This window comes from Paenibacillus sp. PastF-3, from assembly GCF_029893135.1.
In the GTDB taxonomy this organism is placed as follows: Bacteria; Bacillota; Bacilli; order Paenibacillales; family Paenibacillaceae; genus Paenibacillus_AQ; species Paenibacillus_AQ nitricinens.
Window position 1 is genome coordinate 200,457 of record NZ_JARXWM010000011.1, and the last position, 18,893, is coordinate 219,349.

The 18,893-nt window shown below is 45.7% G+C and carries 26 protein-coding genes, 12 tRNA genes and 2 rRNA genes; 2 read left to right on the forward strand and 38 right to left on the reverse strand.

Going from position 1 to position 18,893, the window contains the following annotated elements:
* Nucleotides 1-76 precede the first annotated feature (76 nt).
* The 24 genes from M2444_RS21425 to M2444_RS21540 all read right to left on the reverse strand — a co-directional run bounded on the left by M2444_RS21425 (nucleotide 77) and on the right by M2444_RS21540 (nucleotide 16,255).
* Nucleotides 77-358 carry a holin gene (locus tag M2444_RS21425; RefSeq protein WP_280787983.1) on the reverse strand — a complete coding sequence of 94 codons (282 nt, stop codon included), beginning with the start codon at nucleotides 356-358 and terminating at the stop codon, nucleotides 77-79.
* Between the two features lie 13 nt (nucleotides 359-371).
* Nucleotides 372-1,064 (reverse strand): M15 family metallopeptidase, encoded by a 693-nt coding sequence (locus M2444_RS21430; RefSeq protein ID WP_280787984.1) that lies wholly within the window; start codon nucleotides 1,062-1,064, stop codon nucleotides 372-374.
* Complete coding sequence (locus tag M2444_RS21435) at nucleotides 1,036-1,425, reverse strand: hypothetical protein (RefSeq protein ID WP_280787985.1); 390 nt, start codon at nucleotides 1,423-1,425, stop codon at nucleotides 1,036-1,038. The genes M2444_RS21430 and M2444_RS21435 overlap by 29 nt, the downstream gene beginning before the upstream one ends.
* Complete coding sequence (locus tag M2444_RS21440; protein WP_036681274.1) at nucleotides 1,418-1,618, reverse strand: hypothetical protein; 201 nt, start codon at nucleotides 1,616-1,618, stop codon at nucleotides 1,418-1,420. Before M2444_RS21440 ends, M2444_RS21435 begins: the two co-directional genes overlap by 8 nt.
* Before the next feature lie 2 nt (nucleotides 1,619-1,620).
* Nucleotides 1,621-1,902 (reverse strand): hypothetical protein, encoded by a 282-nt coding sequence (locus tag M2444_RS21445; protein WP_280787986.1) that lies wholly within the window; start codon nucleotides 1,900-1,902, stop codon nucleotides 1,621-1,623.
* A 93-nt stretch (nucleotides 1,903-1,995) separates the two neighbouring features.
* A complete protein-coding gene (locus M2444_RS21450; protein ID WP_280787987.1) occupies nucleotides 1,996-2,214 on the reverse strand; it encodes a hypothetical protein in 219 nt (72 codons plus the stop codon).
* 25 nt (nucleotides 2,215-2,239) lie between these two features.
* Nucleotides 2,240-2,683, reverse strand: a complete 444-nt coding sequence (locus tag M2444_RS21455) for an XkdW family protein (RefSeq protein WP_280787988.1) — start codon at nucleotides 2,681-2,683, stop codon at nucleotides 2,240-2,242.
* Nucleotides 2,684-2,696: 13 nt separating this feature from the next.
* A complete protein-coding gene (locus M2444_RS21460; RefSeq protein WP_280787989.1) occupies nucleotides 2,697-4,400 on the reverse strand; it encodes a hypothetical protein in 1,704 nt (567 codons plus the stop codon).
* 11 nt (nucleotides 4,401-4,411) lie between these two features.
* The gene (locus M2444_RS21465; RefSeq protein WP_280787990.1) at nucleotides 4,412-5,023 is read right to left on the reverse strand and encodes a putative phage tail protein; all 612 of its coding nucleotides are present in this window, start codon (nucleotides 5,021-5,023) and stop codon (nucleotides 4,412-4,414) included.
* 3 nt (nucleotides 5,024-5,026) lie between these two features.
* Nucleotides 5,027-5,362 carry a hyaluronate lyase N-terminal domain-containing protein gene (locus tag M2444_RS21470; protein WP_280787991.1) on the reverse strand — a complete coding sequence of 112 codons (336 nt, stop codon included), beginning with the start codon at nucleotides 5,360-5,362 and terminating at the stop codon, nucleotides 5,027-5,029.
* Nucleotides 5,363-5,373: 11 nt separating this feature from the next.
* A complete protein-coding gene (locus tag M2444_RS21475) occupies nucleotides 5,374-6,396 on the reverse strand; it encodes a DUF2793 domain-containing protein (RefSeq protein WP_280787992.1) in 1,023 nt (340 codons plus the stop codon).
* Between the two features lies 1 nt (nucleotide 6,397).
* The gene (locus M2444_RS21480) at nucleotides 6,398-6,811 is read right to left on the reverse strand and encodes a phosphoglucomutase (RefSeq protein WP_094876691.1); all 414 of its coding nucleotides are present in this window, start codon (nucleotides 6,809-6,811) and stop codon (nucleotides 6,398-6,400) included.
* A gap of 1 nt (nucleotide 6,812) precedes the next feature.
* The gene (locus M2444_RS21485) at nucleotides 6,813-7,871 is read right to left on the reverse strand and encodes a baseplate J/gp47 family protein (protein WP_094876692.1); all 1,059 of its coding nucleotides are present in this window, start codon (nucleotides 7,869-7,871) and stop codon (nucleotides 6,813-6,815) included.
* Nucleotides 7,864-8,295, reverse strand: a complete 432-nt coding sequence (locus tag M2444_RS21490; RefSeq protein ID WP_094876693.1) for a DUF2634 domain-containing protein — start codon at nucleotides 8,293-8,295, stop codon at nucleotides 7,864-7,866. The genes M2444_RS21485 and M2444_RS21490 overlap by 8 nt, the downstream gene beginning before the upstream one ends.
* Complete coding sequence (locus tag M2444_RS21495) at nucleotides 8,292-8,588, reverse strand: DUF2577 domain-containing protein (RefSeq protein WP_060625196.1); 297 nt, start codon at nucleotides 8,586-8,588, stop codon at nucleotides 8,292-8,294. Before M2444_RS21495 ends, M2444_RS21490 begins: the two co-directional genes overlap by 4 nt.
* A gap of 5 nt (nucleotides 8,589-8,593) precedes the next feature.
* A complete protein-coding gene (locus tag M2444_RS21500) occupies nucleotides 8,594-9,556 on the reverse strand; it encodes an XkdQ/YqbQ family protein (protein ID WP_094876694.1) in 963 nt (320 codons plus the stop codon).
* A 9-nt stretch (nucleotides 9,557-9,565) separates the two neighbouring features.
* On the reverse strand, nucleotides 9,566-10,318 hold the full coding sequence (locus M2444_RS21505) for a LysM peptidoglycan-binding domain-containing protein (protein WP_280787993.1): 753 nt from the start codon (nucleotides 10,316-10,318) through the stop codon (nucleotides 9,566-9,568).
* Between the two features lies 1 nt (nucleotide 10,319).
* A complete protein-coding gene (locus tag M2444_RS21510) occupies nucleotides 10,320-12,224 on the reverse strand; it encodes a phage tail tape measure protein (protein WP_280787994.1) in 1,905 nt (634 codons plus the stop codon).
* Nucleotides 12,225-12,415: 191 nt separating this feature from the next.
* On the reverse strand, nucleotides 12,416-12,838 hold the full coding sequence (locus M2444_RS21515) for a phage tail assembly chaperone (RefSeq protein ID WP_280787995.1): 423 nt from the start codon (nucleotides 12,836-12,838) through the stop codon (nucleotides 12,416-12,418).
* Between the two features lie 113 nt (nucleotides 12,839-12,951).
* Entirely contained in the window at nucleotides 12,952-13,422 is a 471-nt protein-coding gene (locus tag M2444_RS21520; protein WP_042192125.1) for a phage tail tube protein, read from the reverse strand.
* Nucleotide 13,423: 1 nt separating this feature from the next.
* Nucleotides 13,424-14,746: a phage tail sheath family protein gene (locus tag M2444_RS21525; RefSeq protein WP_280787996.1), complete on the reverse strand. Its 1,323-nt coding sequence runs from the start codon at nucleotides 14,744-14,746 to the stop codon at nucleotides 13,424-13,426.
* Entirely contained in the window at nucleotides 14,746-14,925 is a 180-nt protein-coding gene (locus tag M2444_RS21530; RefSeq protein WP_280787997.1) for a hypothetical protein, read from the reverse strand. Before M2444_RS21530 ends, M2444_RS21525 begins: the two co-directional genes overlap by 1 nt.
* Nucleotides 14,922-15,335, reverse strand: coding sequence for a phage tail terminator family protein (locus M2444_RS21535; RefSeq protein ID WP_280787998.1), 414 nt, complete (start codon nucleotides 15,333-15,335; stop codon nucleotides 14,922-14,924). Before M2444_RS21535 ends, M2444_RS21530 begins: the two co-directional genes overlap by 4 nt.
* A 425-nt stretch (nucleotides 15,336-15,760) precedes the next feature.
* A complete protein-coding gene (locus M2444_RS21540) occupies nucleotides 15,761-16,255 on the reverse strand; it encodes an ArpU family phage packaging/lysis transcriptional regulator (protein WP_373455893.1) in 495 nt (164 codons plus the stop codon).
* 286 nt (nucleotides 16,256-16,541) lie between these two features.
* Between M2444_RS21540 and M2444_RS21545 the strand changes: the two genes are divergently transcribed.
* Both M2444_RS21545 and M2444_RS21550 read left to right on the forward strand, forming a co-directional pair.
* The gene (locus M2444_RS21545; RefSeq protein ID WP_094876700.1) at nucleotides 16,542-16,970 is read left to right on the forward strand and encodes a helix-turn-helix domain-containing protein; all 429 of its coding nucleotides are present in this window, start codon (nucleotides 16,542-16,544) and stop codon (nucleotides 16,968-16,970) included.
* 31 nt (nucleotides 16,971-17,001) lie between these two features.
* A complete protein-coding gene (locus tag M2444_RS21550) occupies nucleotides 17,002-17,415 on the forward strand; it encodes an ImmA/IrrE family metallo-endopeptidase (protein WP_094871793.1) in 414 nt (137 codons plus the stop codon).
* A gap of 101 nt (nucleotides 17,416-17,516) precedes the next feature.
* Here the strand turns inward: M2444_RS21550 and M2444_RS21555 are convergent.
* The 14 genes from M2444_RS21555 to M2444_RS21620 form a co-directional block, all read right to left on the reverse strand.
* Nucleotides 17,517-17,590 (reverse strand) — tRNA-Pro (locus tag M2444_RS21555).
* 14 nt (nucleotides 17,591-17,604) lie between these two features.
* Nucleotides 17,605-17,678: transfer RNA gene (locus tag M2444_RS21560), tRNA-Gly, on the reverse strand.
* Between the two features lie 12 nt (nucleotides 17,679-17,690).
* Nucleotides 17,691-17,764, reverse strand: a tRNA-Pro gene (locus M2444_RS21565).
* A 28-nt stretch (nucleotides 17,765-17,792) separates the two neighbouring features.
* Nucleotides 17,793-17,869 (reverse strand) — tRNA-Arg (locus M2444_RS21570).
* Nucleotides 17,870-17,876: 7 nt separating this feature from the next.
* A tRNA-Gly gene (locus M2444_RS21575) sits at nucleotides 17,877-17,951 on the reverse strand.
* Between the two features lie 6 nt (nucleotides 17,952-17,957).
* Nucleotides 17,958-18,041, reverse strand: a tRNA-Leu gene (locus M2444_RS21580).
* A gap of 15 nt (nucleotides 18,042-18,056) precedes the next feature.
* Nucleotides 18,057-18,129, reverse strand: a tRNA-Lys gene (locus tag M2444_RS21585).
* A gap of 5 nt (nucleotides 18,130-18,134) precedes the next feature.
* Nucleotides 18,135-18,209: transfer RNA gene (locus M2444_RS21590), tRNA-Gln, on the reverse strand.
* Nucleotides 18,210-18,252: 43 nt separating this feature from the next.
* A tRNA-Val gene (locus tag M2444_RS21595) sits at nucleotides 18,253-18,328 on the reverse strand.
* Between the two features lie 40 nt (nucleotides 18,329-18,368).
* Nucleotides 18,369-18,443: transfer RNA gene (locus M2444_RS21600), tRNA-Glu, on the reverse strand.
* Between the two features lie 11 nt (nucleotides 18,444-18,454).
* Nucleotides 18,455-18,530: transfer RNA gene (locus M2444_RS21605), tRNA-Thr, on the reverse strand.
* Nucleotide 18,531: 1 nt separating this feature from the next.
* Nucleotides 18,532-18,607 (reverse strand) — tRNA-Asn (locus M2444_RS21610).
* 6 nt (nucleotides 18,608-18,613) lie between these two features.
* Nucleotides 18,614-18,730 (reverse strand): 5S ribosomal RNA (rrf, locus tag M2444_RS21615).
* Between the two features lie 75 nt (nucleotides 18,731-18,805).
* Nucleotides 18,806-18,893 (reverse strand): 23S ribosomal RNA (locus M2444_RS21620); the annotation flags it as partial.

Sequence of the window (18,893 nt, forward strand, 5' to 3'; positions counted from 1 at the left end):
AACAATGGGGCTCTTCCTTAGGTCTATTCAGACTTTTTGGAACAGCCCTTTTTTATGATTTGAACCTAATATCCATCTACTCTTTCGTCGTCCCCGGACGATTCTTAAAGACTAGCTCAAATAACCCCGTCGCAGATAAACCAGCCAATCCCCCAGCCCAAAGGCGAATGACGATATCCAGTTCGGTAAAAGGATACGCTGCCGCTCCGATGAGCAAACCTATAACCAATCCGATAATTGGGACTGCATTACGCGGGATGTTAATGCTATTTTTGACCAATTGCACAAGTGCCAGCACGAATACAGCTAATATAGAAGCGAATGCTATAACATCATCTAAAATCTCTCTAGTTTCCATGATATAACCCTCCTTAGTGGGTACTTGTAATCTCAACCGTTCGAGTGGCGGAATTATAACCTACCTGTGCACCTAGCGCTTCTGCAATAACACGTACAGGAACGTAGGTGACCCCTTTTTCAAGCACTCCATCTGCAACCTTAACCCCGTTAACCTTTACGACAGCAATAACCTCGCTCTTCAATTCTTCCTCCACCTTCCGATTGATGATCTTGTACGCGGCCTCCACTGCGGATGTAGAGGGCTTGCCCCCTGCACGTAACTGTGTGAGCGTTAAGCCAAACGTCATTTGAAAATGTGGGTAGTCCTTAAAGCTCGTCCAATCGCCACCCCACTCAAAGCCCAGCGCCTTCGCCTCTTTCGCAACCTCCTGCCAATCTGCGATCTGATTGTTATTGCCGTCCCGGCACATATCCCATGACACATTCGATCCACTGGGTAACAAAAGAGCAAAGTCTACGGCCAACCCAAAATTATGATAGCTATACCCACCCCGCGCATTGGTGACAATCGCTCCGGGTTTGGTGCGTCCTTGTGCGTAAAGAGCATCCTGCTCGGCAATTGTGCGAAGTCCCTGTGTAATGAGAATGGGGATGTTGAGTTTGTAGCAACGTTCGATTAGAGCAGTAGCAGCGGAACGGACTACGGGGTGTAGGCCCGTTAGGCGGGAGGCTGATTTATTTTTTACCTGCGTTAGAGTCAGCATGATGATCCTCTTTTCTTTCTATCTTTTTCAGATAAATAAATTGGTCATATTTCCCGGAACGCGTCAATATTGCGAGTATGATGATCCCACCAGTTGTACCGAATTGGGCAATAGCCCAGCTATAGTTCAGCCAAATTAGCCATGCTGCCGAGTCCACTCCTAGTAGAGCTACCAAACGGAAAAGTAGAATGATTAACATATTGAATGTATAGGCCATTAAGAAAAAAAGCATAGCCAGCATAAACACGCTGACCACACCTTTTTGGAGTCGTTCGTAAAAATATTGCCTGTGGCGATAAATGATATATAATCCGCAGGCTGCAGTAATGCTATATAGCAACAATAATAAAAAATCAATCATGTGCATCATGATCCCCTCGATCATAGACTAAATATTTGGCGAATCGGTTACGATCAATCTCCTCCTGGATTTCCTGAGAGACATTTTTATAATGACTTATGGTCAGCGTAACGCTGGTAGAGGCTCTGCGGAGCTCCATCTCTTTATCAACATGCCGGGGGAGAAGCAGCCGCCGAATCCATTGTGACAGCATTCCTAACTCCCCCTGTCTTCCGTATGGTCAATCTTCAGTTTCTTTAAGACGTCCAGTGTGGGCTGCATAAACTCCGAGCGCTCCTTATCCAAAATCGCTTGCAGACGATCCCGATCCTCCTCTGCTCGATCCAGCATTTCTCGCGGTACAAGGTTCCCTTTGACAATCGCACGCAATAATACCATGAGCACGATCATTAAAATAAACGCAACAATATATGCCAGCCCATACTTATCCGCCAACGGCAGCAGCTTCTCCAATTGCGCAATATCCCCCTCTTTCATTCGTCCGCTCCTTTCTGTAATAATGTTGATGCAAAATAGCCCCCGGCACCACCGAGGGCACAAAAAACACGCTCCTGTTTGGATGCGTGCTAGTTATATAGCTGACGACGATTGCTCAGATAAAATATGTTCAGTAAATGGTATATCTGATCGTTTATCGATAATCTGCTCCTTTACCAAAATCTCATTATCCGGCTGCATGTTATATGAAGCGATAATGCTCTCTATCGGACCTTCCTCACGATCATAACGTGTGATGCAGGCATTGGCCATCAACCTAATTTTGGCGGCAGTTAATGAATTGATTGTCATGATTACAACTCACCTCCTTTTGGGTTTATATGCTGAGTAATTCAGCCATAATGACTTCTACGTCTTGAAGCCGATTCTGCAAAGCAGTATTCTCTACTCGCAGTTGCTCGACCTCGCTTAACTCTGGCGGCTTTTTGGCTTCAGCTTCTAGATGCGCCTGCCACGCTGCTTCGAGTTCCGCTTCTGTAGGTTGTGGTACGTCTAGGTTCCAGGCGGCGATGTATGGGCCACGTTCAATAATGTCGTAATCTACGCTCTCGACTAGTAGGTTATAGTCGATGCCGTAACGGTAGTGTACACCCTCAATTGCTTCTTCTCCTTCTTCCACAGGCTTGATCTCGTAACAGACACGGCCTTTTTCTTCGGCTCCGGATAGCAGTACTTGCTCCGGTCCGTTGTCCTGCACCATGTAATCCCGCATTGGTTCTGCATCAGGGTATAGATACATTATTGCTAGTGTTATATTCACTGTCATTCCCTCCTTAAGCTATTTTGGTTACTGTGAAGTGGTTTAATTCCCCGAAGCCCGTTGCTATTGTTGTTCCGGCGCTTGTTACATATGTGTACAATTCCACATAATGACCAGCCGCCAAGTATACGGCTGACGCGCCTTGAGTGAACATAGTTCCGGGATTGGAGTTAGGCGTGTAACTTCCAAGGTCCACCCCTCTGGAACCGTTTATGAATGCGGATAAGGTTAAATAAGTACCCACGGGCATTCCTGAAAAGCTGACCGCTCCCGCTATCAGGTAAATGCCGCCTTGAGGTGCCACAAACCTGCTTGTGGAGACGTTATAGTTTCCTAAATTGTCCATATTTGAGTTAGGGAAACTTAGCTTTGTGAATGTCGTCGCCGAAACAGTTTGCGTACTCTGATTCCAAGCCCTGAACGCACTGCGGTTGCCCGTCGTATTATCTCCCCATGGGTTAAGAACTCCCGATGTTACACTTCCGCTGTTCTGATAGGCTATATCCTTGAGGGTTGAAGCGGTTGGATAAGTCCCGTTGTACGATAAAAGCCCACCTTCAGCGCCCATTAAAGCCACTTTATTAGCCGTTCCGTCCGTACTCCAAACCAAGAAATTTGAATTTTGCCCTGCGTAGAATCCAACATATCTATTAGATGCCCGACATGCGTATGTGTAAACCTTAGATGAGTGCGCCACAAAACCGTGATATGTGACTGTGGCTGCTGTAGCTTGGCAGTAGTAAAACTCCACGGTAAGACAACTTTCAACCATGAATGCGTTTGTCGTTGTTGTTTGGGCGTTTAATCCAGAGATAGACACAACTACACCACAATTAATTATTCGCAACGACTGTATGTTATAGCTTGTACTGAGGGCGCTAATTCCGTTGTTAATATATATTTTACCCGCTCCGCTGAAACCACCCATATTTAACGTTTCAGCATATGTTCCGGATGCGATATTGATATACACTGCATGATTTACAACCGACGGAATCGAACTAATAGCTTTACCAATGGTTTTAAACGCCCCTGCCGCTGTATTGGCAAGACCGTTATTACTATCATTACCATCTGTACGGACATAGTAGGTAATGTCTGCGGAAGTAGCCAAGGGGACAATATACTCTCCCTCACCCGGTACAGTTAGGTTTAGCTTTCCCGCTGCATTTACACCAAATAATTTCTCTTTCAGCACATTAAGCGTGTTCCTGAAGGAGAAACGAATAAGTCGAGATGGAGAATTTGCATCGATATAGAGAGGGTCCATAGAAATATCACCGATCATTGTACCACCACCTGCTGGCAGCTTATTATTTAACTGCCCCTGAATCCCACTAGTCACCCCATCCAAATACCCAAACTCCGCGTTCGATACCACGCCAGTTCCGATCTTTGAAGCATCAATTCCGGCTGCAGCATTAACGTCAGCATTCACAATCACTCCAGCCGCAATAGCCGTAACTCCATCCCCGTTACTAGTAACATCCCCCGTGTGATTAGGGTGCGTGTAATTATTCGCCCCCGCAGCAATACCAGCCAGCTTCGTTTTCTCAGCTGCGGTGTAATCATTCGTAGACAGCTGCTTACCAGTAACCTTATCAACTTTGCCATTCACTGCATTATCCAAGATATCCATATTTCCGTTCAGATCGGCGATATCAACGATATCTGTTCCCTCGGGCTTCTTTAATCCCAAATTTCCTGTGGTTTGCATGTGTCACTCTCCTATCTATAAGTTCTTAATTCGTTCCATGTTTTACTGTGAGCATTCTCCCAAGTCAAAACCTTAACGGAGTCCCACCAGGTATAGCTAAACACAAATTCATAAGCTAAGTGCGCGGGTTTAATCTCTTCAATAATTTGAATCAACCCTGCCATATTAGGAGGAATGCCCAGCGTACTTACAAAATGAATCTCAAAACGGTACTCTTCAGGCACTTCCTTAACTTCAACCACTCCACCTGAAAAAGCAGACGCCGTCCGCTGGATCATCTCCGGCGTTGTGGTCCCATTTCCACGCAGCTTCGCTTTAATCATCTCTCGGCGTGTGGCATATGACTTGGATGAATCGATATTTAGTCCAAGCTCAGCCTCCCAACGTCCAAGGCTCACCGTCGCTGTTTCAACAAACGCCTGATCCAGAACATCTATAGTGCCAACCTTCAGTCCACCAATTTCAATCCCGATGGTCTCCTGAAGCTTCTCCATTTCGGTGACATCCTTATAATAATCCGGCAAATACTGCATTAGATCAGGTGCCTCGACTTCACCCGGATGGCTCGAATCTTTATCTGCGGAATATTGCAATTCGCTGTATAAAGAGCTGCCGTAACTCATCCTCTACACCCCCTTCAGTTGATTCCAGGTTAGGGGTCCTTTGGGCAAATAATCATGTGTATGCGCCGCCGGTGGGAATACCGCTGGTTTACCCTCCACCCCCGCCCAAGCTACGCTATCTGCTTGTTGCGCGAAATCCACCTTGCCATTGTTATTCGTATCGTAAATGCTTTTCAGCATATCCCCGGTACTCTGCGCGGCTACCAGTAAGACATTACCAGCAGCAGAACCAATGTACAGCTTGCCACTGTCTGTACAGTAGCCAAGTTCACCAATAGCCAGTGCGCCAATCGCACTTTCCAAGCCGCGGCGTATTTGAATCAATGTCTTTAAAGCCATTGTCCCGCCCCCTAGAATGTTCCGCCATCAATACTGGCTACAGTAAGTTTATTGCCATTCGCAGCATCATAAATGATGCTGCTTCCATCCACACTTACAGCTACACCGGTTCCATCTACAGTGATCCCTTTTCCAGCTGTAACCGCAATCGCGTCTGCAGTAACCGTGATCCCGTTGCCTGCACCAATATTCAGCGTCACAGCATCGGCCTGACCACCACCAATCAGTCCGTTTCCAGCTGTAATGGTCTGTAACGCACCACCCGTGCGAACCCATGCGCTGCCATTCCAGCTATAAATCTTCTGCTCATCATCGACATAAGCGGTCCAGCCTACGGCAGGAACATAAAATACCCATGCAGCAGATTGGTACTCAACAATTTGATTCGTTTTCCCCGCCCATGCCCCGGTTGCCCCTGCTGGAATAATATATCGATCCCCCTCAACCGGACTGGCAGGTGGAGCCAGCAGGTTCTGATCTTTTACCGACGCTTGCGGTTCGATGTTATGCTTGGCCAGCTCAATTTCATTTTTAATCTTCTGTGCAGACCACAAGTCTGTAATCGTAGTCCCGGCATCATTGATCGTCCGATGCTTGGTCACATCGTCAATGTGAGTCTTAATCTCAGCCGCAGTCTTTACGTTCGTACCATCTGATACTTTGTTGATATGTCCCGCACTAATATCCGCTTTAAGCACCTTCCCATAAGTTGCTCCATCAGCGATATCGTCAATTGTACCTGTCAGATCGCTAAGCTTCTGCGCGTTCACTCGCCGCCAAGCTGCCCCATCATCAAAATATAAATATCCGCTATTGGTACCCGTAGTCACGTAATACAAACGGCCAACGGCTCCTGCAACCGGACGCGAAGCTTCTGGACCCGATAGCGCCCTTCCGACCATGGAATTAGACGTGCCGTCACCAATATAAACTTCCTTAGTATCACTGCAAAAACCAAGCTCACCCGCCTTCAAGACTCCATAACTCGTTAGTTCAGCCTTAGTACCCCGCTTTATTTGTATGGTCTGAGCCATTTTACACCTCTCTTCTAAATGATCCTCCGTCAATCTGACCCTTGCTCTTATAACGCTCTAGTTCACTTTGTACGGCTGTAAGGCTACCTTGCAAACCATTAATATCATCCGCTTCAACGGTATCCCCGGGGGTTTCATAAGTTACATATACCTCGGGCACATCGGCAAAAATCTTAATCAACCGCCGCCACGGCGCCTCATCCGGAAAAGACACAGTGAAATTGCGTAGCTCGATCCCGGAATACTGTGACCCCGTGTACACCGCAATAGTTTGGTTATTAATGTTGTCATGTGCAAGCAAACCACTGTAAGCGCCATTTACAAGCGATAATCTCTCTTCGATAACATAGCTGCTACCATTAGCTTTTTTATTTAGCTTGTCTTGAAATATATCAATTTGTTCTGGATACCCCATGCTACACCTCCAGTAAAACATTGCCGAACAACGGTACTTCTTCTTCGTTCAACATTACGTTGCCCGCTCCACCGTTCAGCTTCAGCTCACTGTAATCCGCGACTCCCTCAGTAGCTAGCAATAGTGCCCCGACTACAGACTGGCTAATATAGGTTGCTGAAAAAGCTTTCTCCTTGCGATAACTCTCAAGAATCCCCTTGAATTCATCATTTACAGCTTGCAGTGCATAACCTGAAGCAAGGGTTACTTTTGCGCTTATACTAATACTTTTTCCCGTTGCCGATGCTACTGTTACAACTGCACCTACGGGGGCTTGTCCCTCACCCGCTCCAGAGACCGGATCAATGTAATGCTGAACCTTAGTCACCAGCAGCTCAGAAGCAGGAAGTTTCTCGGCATCCACAACAATCACTTTCACCGTCTTAGGGCCGTCCCATAACGGAAAAACACGTGCACCTCCCACCCCCACAACCTGCATCGCCCACTCCATATAGTGATATTTATTGCCGCTAGTAGCTGGGCGCCTGGCTGAATCCAAATAACGTTGGCGTAGCGATTCATCGGTTTCTTCGTTCTCTCCGGGAATCAATAGAGCAGCTATTTCCCCACGCGCAAGGTCTGAAATATAATCCACTGGCAGCAAAGAGCCGAAGTATCGACTTCCTTCTTCTCCAGCAGTTTCACTTTCCAGCCGATACACTCCAAGAGATAACTTCTCCACGGCAATATAATTCAGCATATCGAGAGAGAAGCGGCTGCCTAGAGGAACATCCACAAATCCTCCATCCGCTTTATAAAAAATCCCCTTCAGCTGCGCCTTACTCGCTTCACGCCTTACAATTCCTGACCAGGCGATACTTCTCTCCAAGTACTCTCCGGTAGCCGTATCTGCAAAATACAGATTATTATTCACATCCAGCTCAATGTACATCTGCGCAAGCTCTGCTGCTGCTGGAGCAAACGCGTCATAAATGATGCTGCCCTCGCGTTTATCCAAACCTGACGGAACCCGGTCCAGCATTCGCTCCAAAAGAGCCTCATACGTCTGATCCTCATACATCCTCATTCCACTCCTTTCTCAGCTGAAAATTGCCATAACGTGTGACCACCTTACAATCAAAAGTTAGATTATCCCCGTTAAAAGAAACCTCAATATTTTCTAAACTAAGGATTCGTTCATCCTGAAGTAAGGCCTCACTAATGACACGTCTGATTTCAGCTCTGACCAACAGCCGATCCTTACCCAGAACCAGCTGCCACTCTGTTCCGTAATCCGCACTGTAAATCAGATGTTCAAATCTATCGGTTCGCAGAATTTTGGCCGCTGCCTGCTGCACGGCCTCAAGTCCATCCGCTTGGCCAGTAATCCTTCTTCTGTCCCAATCCATTCGGTAGGTTAGACTGGGGCTTTCCCCACGCTCAAGGTTGACCTCGCCTTCAAGAAGAGCAGTTATCGGTCCAGCTTTTCCAATCGCAGGAATCATATCGGACTCACCAGCCGATCCAGTACAATATAGCTTTGTCCACCCTGCATCCGAACCATCAGAACCCGATCACCAGAGGCAAGTCCTCGACGCACTACTACTTCTCTACCCTCTAGCTCGATTTTGCTTTCCATTACCGATTCAGGCAGTACTAGCGCATTCCCCGATAAAATAAAACGTTGATCCACCTGGATCTGCAAAGGAGCTGCCTCCGTTACCGTCCCATAAGAAAAAGCCACGGGATTTGTATTTCCCACGGCTCCTAAGCTTGCTTTTTTTATAATATCCAACATCATCTCTACACCACCTTTATATCGAGGGACATCGTATGCTCCCCACCGGAAATCTTATGACTGCATTGATCCACCAGAAACACCTGAGTCTTAAATTCATCAAGCAGGACATAAATGAAATTACCAGCCCTTACGCGCATATCACCAATCGCCTGTACGGAGAGACTAAGCTTTTCACGGTTGTGCATTTTCAGCAGATTATTTGCCTTCTCCTGAATTTGGGCAGCATTCGCTTTGTCATCAGCCTTCTGATACAAGTGGAGGATACCCCAGCGTTTCACATTATCCTTATCGCTAACCGGAAAGAAATCACGCTTACCAGACTTCTCATTATCCTTGTATAAAAAGATCGTGTTGTACGTATCATCATCAATACTTTTTTTGAGCGAATAGTCATACAGATAATGCCCCGCTCCCAACACCAGATTAAGCAGCATAGACTCCGGTTTTCGCAGCGTTAGCTTACCAAAATCATCGTAAAAGGCCATCAACCGCCCCTTATACTGAAGCTCACTGCCGATCGCTCCCATAATGATGTCCAGCAGTTTTTTGTCATCTTCAATTAATGAGGGAATTCGGTACTCTGTATTCTCCAGCACACCTGTCTGCAGGCCGTAGTCTTGCGTTATTTTTTTTATAACATCATTAGCCGTAACATCCTGCAAAACATAACTGCCATTGCCCAGCAAATAACGCATCTGATCATAGGCAGTCAGCTTAATCTCCTGATCCGAGCCTGTATCAATACTGAACACAAACCCGTAGAATACATCCACATTATCTTTGCTGAACTGAATAATATCACCGTTGCTGATACCGAACTTAGGATGCTGATAGATTCCACTGTCCACAAGTGTTAACTCTAGCGTTGCCGGTTTTCCTGAGCGGGCCGTTTTCCAAGAAATATCGGAGACGATGCCAGAAATATCCCATAGATTACCTTCCTTATTCTTCACAAGCAGTTCCATAACATCCTCCTACGGCAGCTTAATGACCTTACCGATTGGAAGCTTCCTCAGCTCACTATCTTTAATGCCATTAAGTTTCTGGATTTCCCAACACCTATTACCATCTCCAAGGATTTCTTTAGCGATTTTCCATAGATTATCTTTAGATTTCATGATATACGTTTTAGGTTTGGGAGTTTCGTTCGCCCGCTTCTGTTCTACCTTCACTTCATCCTTGACGACTTTAACAGCTACCGCCTGATAAAATACATACTTTTTGAGAGATAACGAATATTCAATATCCCCTGATGTACCTGCACTGAGCTTCCAAGAGAAGCTTTCAATACTCATAGCCATATTCACACCGAAATCAATCTCTATGGATTTATCCTCACTAGTCGATGATTCCTTTAACCATTTCTTGGCGTCGTTTAGCTTCCCCTCAGCTTTTTTCGTGTCATCCGCATAGCTCACCCCGGAGAATACAAAACGAATAGGTCTGCGACTCGTCATCCACTTCTTAATAAGCTCCACATATTCAAAGGGTCTCTTCAGCCCGTCCTCTTGTACCAATACGAACGGATACCTTTGTGCCGGAAAGATACTTTCGATGGTGATCTCCGTCAGCTTCGGATAAGCAATCGTATTGATCTCACCCAAATCGATAATGGTATAGCTTTTTCCATCCCCGCTCTCCTTGATCTCCAAGGTCTCCGGGTTGACTGGCAGCCGGAATGCATCCGCCTGATTATTAAAACCAAGAAAAATCCCGTACTCTTCCATGCTACGTATACACCCCCTGCGCTGTAGAGACAAACTCCTCGTTCAGCTTTTGCCCGATCTTGTTGATAATTGAATCAATGTCTCCGGCATTGTTAATATTCCCGGTCGTCACCTGCACCGTCGGCGTAAGCTCCACAAAATTCTGGATCGCCTGAATCTCGGCAAGCTCACGCAGCATTTTCAGATCATCACTGGAGATGTCTACAGTGTCGTTGATGGAGTCGAGTTGTTTCACTCGGTTGACGGTGTTGAGGTTGTTGCTTTGGTTAGCTAATAGTCCTGATTGTGAGGTTTTTGATCCATTAATTTTCCCGATGGGATTTTCTATTAATTCTTTCGCTTTCCTTCCCATATCACCAAATTTCCCAGCGAAATCCTTTCCCTTTTGGGTGTAAGCATTAACGGTATCCTCATATTCTAAAAATTCTTTCTTCTCAGTGTTTTTTACAGCTTTATTACTTGTTGGGGCAACCAATTGGCCCTTCATATTTTTAATCATTCCGCTCACAACACGGGGTACTTCAGGAGTTATATAATCTATTTTTATATTAGCTAATCCTTCAAATCCTGGTATATTGCTCAAGAAATCTAGTAGCTTCTTAACACCTGGTAACATCTTATTAATAGCATCCGCTACTACCTTCATAAAACCGCCTGCAAAGTTTTCAGCACCAACCGCCATTTGATACATAAGATCCAAGAAGTTAACAGCCAAGTCATAAAAGAGTTTATCAATGGCATATACTGGATCTATGAACAAGTTCTGAAGGAAATCCTTAAATATGATAAATATATTTTGCCAATATATAATAACATTCTGTATATAGACCTTTAACCACCCAAATGCCCCCGCTATAGCTCCAACAACATCGCCCGCAGAAACACCTAACAGTTGAAAAATATAAATAAGTGCTGCAATAACAGCAATGACCACTAAAATAGGCCAGTTGGCTACCATCCATGCTGCTGCAAGCGAATACACCTGCACAATCATAGCTGCTAGATAGACAAATGCTATCGCTTCTAGGAACGGTTTAATCCAGGACCAGTTCTCCTGCACCACTCCTACCAACCATAATATTCCATTAACTACCATACCAATCACATTCGCTATGAAGAGAAACCCATTAGCCATAGCATCTATAATCGGCATCAATTGACCTGAAGTCAGCGCCTCGTTCAAGGTATCCATCACTGGCCTCAAGGCTCCCATTGCTTTCTCACCGATTTTCTTAAGCGCAGCGTCTGTATTGTCATTCAGCTTATTCCAGTTGGCGATATCTTCTGGTTCTGCTGCAGCTTTTACAGCTTTCTCCCCCAAAGACTTAACCGCGTTAAATGGTTTTACCACATCTGCTGTCTTAAGAAATTTCATGATTTTTGAGTCAGGGTATGGTGGAGATGGTGGAGTCGGCGGTTCCTTTCTCAGATTAATTTTAGGAGTAGGGACTGGATCAGCCTTCGTCTCGGGCTTTTTCTCCTCTTCTTTCTTTTTCTCTTTTGCTTTTAATCCCTTCCACCAATTTACCTTCTTCGCTTTTTCTTCTTCTTTCTTGCCCATTTGCTCACTAGGGGAGATACTTAGCGTTCGTAGAGCTAGCTGTTGTGATTGCCCAGCTTGTTGGCTTTGCTCAATAACTATATCCCTGGAAACTACAATTTTAGGAAGGAGACGTTTAAAGCCCTCAAATAGAGTATCGTTGATGTCCTGCAAAGACTGGTTTACTTGATTCAGAGAACGGCTCATCTCATCATTTGACCGCTTAATAACCACTTGCATTCCCTTGACCAAACGATTAATGATATCCAGATTACTGTTTAGACGAACACATTGTTTATTGACATTCTTCCAGATTGCCAGGGATTTCATCGGTAGCATTACGGCTTTAGATGCTTCTATCTTCATTCATTCACCCCCTCATCTCTTCCTTGCTTTACTCCTCGCCTGATCCCGCTTCTCCTTCTCCACCCGAACAGCGATCATCGCATAAATTGCGGCGCGTTCACGTGTAGACAGCTTCATCAGCTCATGTGGTAAAATGTGCAGCTCGTGGAGGGCGTAGTAAGCCAGGTTGGCTTCACTGTCGCCCCCGTTGATTAGTTTTTTACTTCATCCACCAGCTCGTTCATATCTGTACCGAAGCCATTCAAGGCCTGTACCCGTTCACCCAGCGCAGCGAATTCACCTGGAAGCAGCATTTTACGCAGCAGCGTTTCGGCACCAAGAACACCATACGAACGCTGCAATTCAGCATTTTTCAGATCCGGATGCACCACACTTGAAGTCATCAGCTTAGCCATATAATCATTCGGATCGATCTCGGAGGTATACACTCCATTTTTCCCTTTGACCTTACGGGTAGCCGCTTTACGGCATTCCTGATTCTCATCCTCGTTCATACTGCGTAACTTCCAGGCTACTGCATTCCCTTCCTTATCCTTAAAACGCTGCGATACCACAAACTCCTCGGTCGTGTCACATGCTACATTTTGCGCAAAAAACAAACTTAATTCACTCATTGTCTTCCTCCTAAAATAATTTAGTTTCTTCTAGTACTACTAAAATAGACAGAGAAGGGACCCGCCGCTAACTGCACGCCCGGGCCTTACTTGCTCCTATCTAGTTGTCTTTATTAATTTCCGGAGCCTGCCGGAGCGCCAAAAGCTTGCACAATCTGCACATCTTCAAAGGTAAAGCTCACTTCTTCTTCCAGCGCATCTGACTCTGTATCGAGGGAGGCCATGATGACACTATCAAGGTTCACGCCCTTTAAAATAATGCGTTGGGCTCCCACACTGGACGATGGGTCTTCGTTCGTAACCTCAATATCGAAATACTGGTCGACACCTGTATTCATATAATCAAGCATCATCTGGCGGAAACGACTAGTCATATAAAAAATCGTCATCGAACCGCTGCCCGACCATCCAGTCGCTTTATGCTGAACACCACGTCGACCGAGTGTCTTCACTTCTGCCTTTGTTTTTTCTACCGTAGCTTCAAGCGTCTTCACATAGAACATCTCTTCAGCTTGCGTACCAATCACGGCATACGCACGGCCCTCCTGGCCGGAAATCGTATCACTAGCTTTTAAAAATGCCATCTTAAACCACCTTCACTTTCATATATACTTTTTCTACGGAATCTACCGGTTTCACAGCCACATCCAGCACGATACTATCACTATCCGCACCAGCCACAACGACAACATCTGTCTGCGCGTTAAAGCCCTCAATCGCACCCATATCCTGCAAATCATTCATATAAGTCGCACATTGTGACCAGAACAGAGCCCGTCCATCTTCATTATTGGCTACTTTACCAATGTAGTAGTTCTCAAAAATACGCTTCAGATCATTCGCAATCCCATCCAGCACACGCAGCACACGATTTTTGGAGAACGCTTTGCCTTTATCCGGAGAGAATGCCGTAAACGTGTTAATATCCTGTTCCACCACAGCTCGCCCTCCACTGTAAGTAAAGAGCAGTTCGCCTTGCAGCAAAGCTGCTGTCGTTTCAGAATGGCTAAACCGCACATCAGCGTCAACGGAGTCGTCATATCCCTGATAAGTCAGCGATTGATTCACCGCAGCAGCAGCCGTAGCACCGGCCACCCAAGCCACAGCATTGGTCTTATCAATCGTAGTTCCGTCACTCAGTACTACCCCATTCTTCACGCTGATCACACCCTCATGACCCGCAGTAGCATAATCCGATAATACAGCCTGAACTTTCTTTCCTTCCGTATCCCGCAGTCGTCTGACCCAAGAGCTATACAGCGCCTTAAGCGTACTATCCTGCGATACTAACCCAACGGTTTGGAACTCAAGTACCTCAAGAGCAGATAAGAAATCGCTGTGCGCACCATTTGTCACCGTACCATTAGCTCCGCCAATAAGCGGCATCCCTGCGGTTAGCTTCAAGCCTTCTGCGCCATTTTTCTGGAATTGTACATAATCGTTAGCGACCAACTCTTCAGCCGTTCCAACCGTTTGCTTATTCAGTTCAGTTCCACTAAGCAAGGTCTTCACATCAAAAAGAGCATTATTCTCAATATTCTTCTCTATAACAACAGATAGATCGTTTCCGCGCACACCGCCGTATTTAGCAGTTACCTGAAGACCGCTATTGGTTACCGCCGCTTTAACCCCTTCATTCAATCGATAAAGCAGCAAGGTTCCTGCCCGTTTCAGTGCTTCACGTACTAGTAACAGTGTAGGATGCTCCAAATCAACACCTAGCAGCTTTTTCACATCGTCCTGCGGGGTAATCTTCATGATCACTCCAGCTTCTCCCCAAGATAAGGCAAGTGCCAAAGCAGTAATCCCGCGTTCTCCCATTTTGCCGATGGCACCTTGATTCGATGCTACATTTACGTACACCCCTGGGCGCACTTTGTTTTGAGTTGTCCATGTTCCGCCTGCCATTAGTTCAAAACCTCCTTATTAATAAACAATCGCATAGATTGCTTCGCTTCTTCGATCGTATAACTTTTGTCATTCTGCAAAATAACGTTCAGCACATCCTTTTCCTTAGCCGTAAAAAGCGATGAATTCACAATCTGCTCTTTACCAAAACGATCTCCACTACTCATCTTTGTGCTCATTTCAGTCTTTCTCCTCCTATCATTTGACCCATATTAATGGGGTCAGGCTTCTCACTTTGCAAATACACCATATAGTCCGTTGTAAAAAGCGGCCCATGCCCCTCTTTTCCAGCTTCCCAAGCTTGCCTAGCTACACGAAAGGCTCCGCCATCCTGCTCCATCCCTGCCATTGCCTCACTCAGCTTATCTGCCATTGTCTCAGCTTCCAGCAGGCTGCCTTGCTCATAACGGATACCAAAACGGTATACCGCTAAATATCTGCCTTCTCGCTGGCGATCCAATGTCGCTGAAATCAGTCCGGGGTAAAAATAAGCCGTCTGAGGTTTCTCCCCATACACATACACAGGCACATCTGGAAAATATCGTTCCAGCGTACTCGTAATGTGTTTTCGTAATTGTTGTACCGACATCACTCCATTCCTTTCTGAAGGGCGACGATTCGCCAATCCTTGATGGTGTTAACCTTCAATCGCATTAACATTAAGAAGACACCCCCTCTACTAAATTTAAGAACAAAAAAGGATACTATCCGCTGTTGGATAATACCCTTCTACACTAGGCCCATGCCAAAAGAATCTTTCACCGCTAGATTTGTTCACATCACCAGTAGGGCTGAACGATTAGCAGAGCATTCATGCTCTTGCGGTGTTCTTTTTGCTTCATTTGCCATGTTATAAATATACACCCCTATTTGCCTTGCAGAGACGGTAGACCGACGAGGTTTACGCTAACTTTGGGATGGTATAGGGCGGTTTTTCGGAGAATCGTTCTATCCATAAAAAAAGACCGCATCATCCGCTCGGACGATACAGTCTTAAGTAACCCTCTATATTTCTTAGGTAATACTAACCTTCTCTTTTTTCACTCTAGGTGCTGTTATTAAGGTGTTAAGGGACAGTAGACCGAGATCCGTTAAAGCCAAAGCCATCTTGTAAAAAGCCTTCGTGCGTATCTTCACGTAAGTGTCCTTACTTACCGGTGGATCAAACACATGATTGTAGATCGTATAATCGTATGTTTCATCTCTTTTCATATAACGCTCTCTTACTAATTGCTGTTCCCTCGTATCGAGTCTCTCTACCACAGAGTCCATTGCTGAACAAAAAGCTCTTCTAGCAGCCGGTACATCCACATTATAAGAAGCTAACGCAGCAGTCTGATCAGTAACTGTATTCGTAGGGCCATGAAATCTTTCTGTGTAAGAATAAGTAGTACTGGCTTCCTTAGCTTCAAATGTAACGGTCTTAAAAATACGGTATTTCTCTAACATGCTCTCTATAGCGACCTGGGTTCGGCGACGGTCCAACTCTGGTAAGGCGGATAAGTTCATCATTTTATGCACTCCTTTAGGTTTGACAGAATGAGATTAAATTGCGGAAGTTTCCTAAGCAATGTGCTAAAATATATTAGTGTTCGTATTCTGTTCGTATTTTTCTATAATATACCACTTCTCTACCAATCTCGTAAAACCCCGTATTCGTCTGTTTTGGGCGAAATAGAATAGATTTCCCTCCATTATCTTGCCTTTTGGCAATAACATGCGCTTTGTTGTTTACCAATTGGCAAAAATGACTTATATTAATAATATAAGCATCATTCTATAAGGAGTGGTTGAGATGACAATAGAATTTGGGGATTACATGAAGGGACTTCGCGAAGCAAAGGGATTAACGATTAATCAATTGGCAGCAGCAGCGGGGATTAGCGGTTCACAAATCTCACGAATTGAAAATGGTCTAAGAGGCGTGCCTAAGCCAACTACTTTACGCAAAATTGCTGAGGCTACAGGCGTCCCTTACGAGGAGTTAATGGATCAGGCAGGCTATTTACAGGAACATCCCCTTCCAAGCGAAGAGATTGTCCCAGAGTGGGCTACAAGCAAGGATAAGCGTGACTTTCGTAAAATGTTGGAGGATGATGGAGAGCTGATGTTTGATGGAATTCCATTAGACAAGGATGACAAGCAGAGGATAAAAGATGTACTAACCGGATTATTCTGGGAAGCCAAACAGATGAACAAGAGAAATAAATCTAACAACACTTAATAACTACACTAACATGCTGCAGGTGAAGAATATGGATGAACTGATTAATAATCTGATTAAAAAATATAAAACCAACTGTCCATTCGAGCTAGCCTCAGCGCTAGGTATTCACATTCGTTTCATGAACCTTGGGACAGGCACAAAGGGATTATATTACAGAAAACTAAGAAGAAGATTTATCGTCATTCATAATGAGTTGCCAGTTGAGTGGCAGCGCTTCGTTTGTGCGCATGAATTAGGTCATGATCGCCTTCACAAGGGGATTAACCGCTTTTTCCTGGAAGAAAGCTCTTACTTCTCTCCTGGCAAGCTTGAGCGTCAAGCTAACGTTTTTGCTGTAAAGCTACTATCCATAGGCAGTAATCCTGAGCAAGAAGAATCCTGTAAAAGTTATTATCTACGGATTGGCATTCCATCAGAAGTACAGTTTCTTTTGGAAGAATGATAAAACATATGTTATATGAATTTATGCGTGTTTTAATTCTATACATAACAAAAAAAGCTCTTACCGAAGTAAGAGCTATCTAAGAGCAATTAAGCTGAGTATCGGGATGACACGATTTGAACATGCGACCCCCTGGTCCCAAACCAGGTGCTCTACCAAGCTGAGCTACATCCCGTTACTATAAAATTATGGAGCGGGTGATGGGAATCGAACCCACGCTATCAGCTTGGAAGGCTGAAGTTCTACCATTGAACTACACCCGCAAAGGTGAAAAATCGGGATGACACGATTTGAACATGCGACCCCCTGGTCCCAAACCAGGTGCTCTACCAAGCTGAGCTACATCCCGTTATAATACTATAAGTGCTTAATAAAAATGGCGCGCCCTGAGAGATTCGAACTCCCGGCCTTTTGATTCGTAGTCAAACGCTCTATCCAGCTGAGCTAAGGGCGCAAAATTATGGAGCGGACGACGGGAATCGAACCCGCGACCCTCGCCTTGGCAAGGCGATGCTCTACCGCTGAGCCACGTCCGCAATAAGTGGTGCGCGTGAAGGGACTTGAACCCCCACGTCGTGAAACGCCAGATCCTAAGTCTGGTGCGTCTGCCATTCCGCCACACGCGCATGTAATAATAAAAGTGAGCCATGAAGGACTCGAACCTTCGACACCCTGATTAAAAGTCAGGTGCTCTACCAACTGAGCTAATGGCTCGCACTTGGCTGGGGATATAGGATTCGAACCTATGAGTGACGGAGTCAAAGTCCGTTGCCTTACCACTTGGCTAATCCCCATTGATGGTAACTCTATGTTGCCCACAATCTCTCAGGAAGATTATGGTGGAGGCTGAGGGGATCGAACCCCCGACCCTCTGCTTGTAAGGCAGATGCTCTCCCAGCTGAGCTAAGCCTCCATATCTATGGGACCCTCTAAGGGTAAGTACAAGTAAAAGTTGGTGACCCGTATGGGATTCGAACCCATGTTACCTCCGTGAAAGGGAGGTGTCTTAACCCCTTGACCAACGGGCCTTGCAAATCTGTGGAGCTCTCAACCGGATTCGAACCGGTGACCTCTTCCTTACCATGGAAGCACTCTACCTGCTGAGCTATGAGAGCATGGCTCCCCGAACAGGGCTCGAACCTGTGACAACTCGATTAACAGTCGAGTGCTCTACCAACTGAGCTATCAGGGAATATCCGCTTGGCAACGTCCTACTCTCCCAGGACCCTTCGGTCCAAGTACCATCGGCGCTGGAGGGCTTAACGGTCGTGTTCGGGATGGGTACGCGTGGAACCCCTCCGCTATCGCCACCAAACGGGCATTTACAGCGTAAATGCTCAGGCTTGAGTCGCCTGAAAACTGAATCCGAATTGAATTTGCGTCTTAAGTATAGGATAAGCCCTCGACCGATTAGTATTGGTCAGCTCCATGCATTACTGCACTTCCACCTCCAACCTATCTACCTCGTCGTCTTCAAG

Coding starts and splice junctions, on each gene's coding strand:
- M2444_RS21535 (WP_280787998.1), bottom strand. CDS start 15,335: ATGTCGGTACAACAATTACGAAAACACATTACGAGTACGCTGGAACGA.
- M2444_RS21445 (WP_280787986.1), bottom strand. CDS start 1,902: ATGAAAGAGGGGGATATTGCGCAATTGGAGAAGCTGCTGCCGTTGGCG.
- M2444_RS21540 (WP_373455893.1), bottom strand. CDS start 16,255: ATGAACTTATCCGCCTTACCAGAGTTGGACCGTCGCCGAACCCAGGTC.
- M2444_RS21450 (WP_280787987.1), bottom strand. CDS start 2,214: ATGACAATCAATTCATTAACTGCCGCCAAAATTAGGTTGATGGCCAAT.
- M2444_RS21495 (WP_060625196.1), bottom strand. CDS start 8,588: ATGTTGGATATTATAAAAAAAGCAAGCTTAGGAGCCGTGGGAAATACA.
- M2444_RS21550 (WP_094871793.1), top strand. CDS start 17,002: ATGGATGAACTGATTAATAATCTGATTAAAAAATATAAAACCAACTGT.
- M2444_RS21430 (WP_280787984.1), bottom strand. CDS start 1,064: ATGCTGACTCTAACGCAGGTAAAAAATAAATCAGCCTCCCGCCTAACG.
- M2444_RS21490 (WP_094876693.1), bottom strand. CDS start 8,295: ATGATTCCTGCGATTGGAAAAGCTGGACCGATAACTGCTCTTCTTGAA.
- M2444_RS21530 (WP_280787997.1), bottom strand. CDS start 14,925: ATGAGCACAAAGATGAGTAGTGGAGATCGTTTTGGTAAAGAGCAGATT.
- M2444_RS21480 (WP_094876691.1), bottom strand. CDS start 6,811: ATGGGGTATCCAGAACAAATTGATATATTTCAAGACAAGCTAAATAAA.
- M2444_RS21475 (WP_280787992.1), bottom strand. CDS start 6,396: ATGGCTCAGACCATACAAATAAAGCGGGGTACTAAGGCTGAACTAACG.
- M2444_RS21460 (WP_280787989.1), bottom strand. CDS start 4,400: ATGCAAACCACAGGAAATTTGGGATTAAAGAAGCCCGAGGGAACAGAT.
- M2444_RS21465 (WP_280787990.1), bottom strand. CDS start 5,023: ATGAGTTACGGCAGCTCTTTATACAGCGAATTGCAATATTCCGCAGAT.
- M2444_RS21500 (WP_094876694.1), bottom strand. CDS start 9,556: ATGGAACTGCTTGTGAAGAATAAGGAAGGTAATCTATGGGATATTTCT.
- M2444_RS21470 (WP_280787991.1), bottom strand. CDS start 5,362: ATGGCTTTAAAGACATTGATTCAAATACGCCGCGGCTTGGAAAGTGCG.
- M2444_RS21435 (WP_280787985.1), bottom strand. CDS start 1,425: ATGATTGATTTTTTATTATTGTTGCTATATAGCATTACTGCAGCCTGC.
- M2444_RS21545 (WP_094876700.1), top strand. CDS start 16,542: ATGACAATAGAATTTGGGGATTACATGAAGGGACTTCGCGAAGCAAAG.
- M2444_RS21425 (WP_280787983.1), bottom strand. CDS start 358: ATGGAAACTAGAGAGATTTTAGATGATGTTATAGCATTCGCTTCTATA.
- M2444_RS21520 (WP_042192125.1), bottom strand. CDS start 13,422: ATGGCATTTTTAAAAGCTAGTGATACGATTTCCGGCCAGGAGGGCCGT.
- M2444_RS21510 (WP_280787994.1), bottom strand. CDS start 12,224: ATGAAGATAGAAGCATCTAAAGCCGTAATGCTACCGATGAAATCCCTG.
- M2444_RS21515 (WP_280787995.1), bottom strand. CDS start 12,838: ATGAGTGAATTAAGTTTGTTTTTTGCGCAAAATGTAGCATGTGACACG.
- M2444_RS21440 (WP_036681274.1), bottom strand. CDS start 1,618: ATGCTGTCACAATGGATTCGGCGGCTGCTTCTCCCCCGGCATGTTGAT.
- M2444_RS21485 (WP_094876692.1), bottom strand. CDS start 7,871: ATGTATGAGGATCAGACGTATGAGGCTCTTTTGGAGCGAATGCTGGAC.
- M2444_RS21525 (WP_280787996.1), bottom strand. CDS start 14,746: ATGGCAGGCGGAACATGGACAACTCAAAACAAAGTGCGCCCAGGGGTG.
- M2444_RS21505 (WP_280787993.1), bottom strand. CDS start 10,318: ATGGAAGAGTACGGGATTTTTCTTGGTTTTAATAATCAGGCGGATGCA.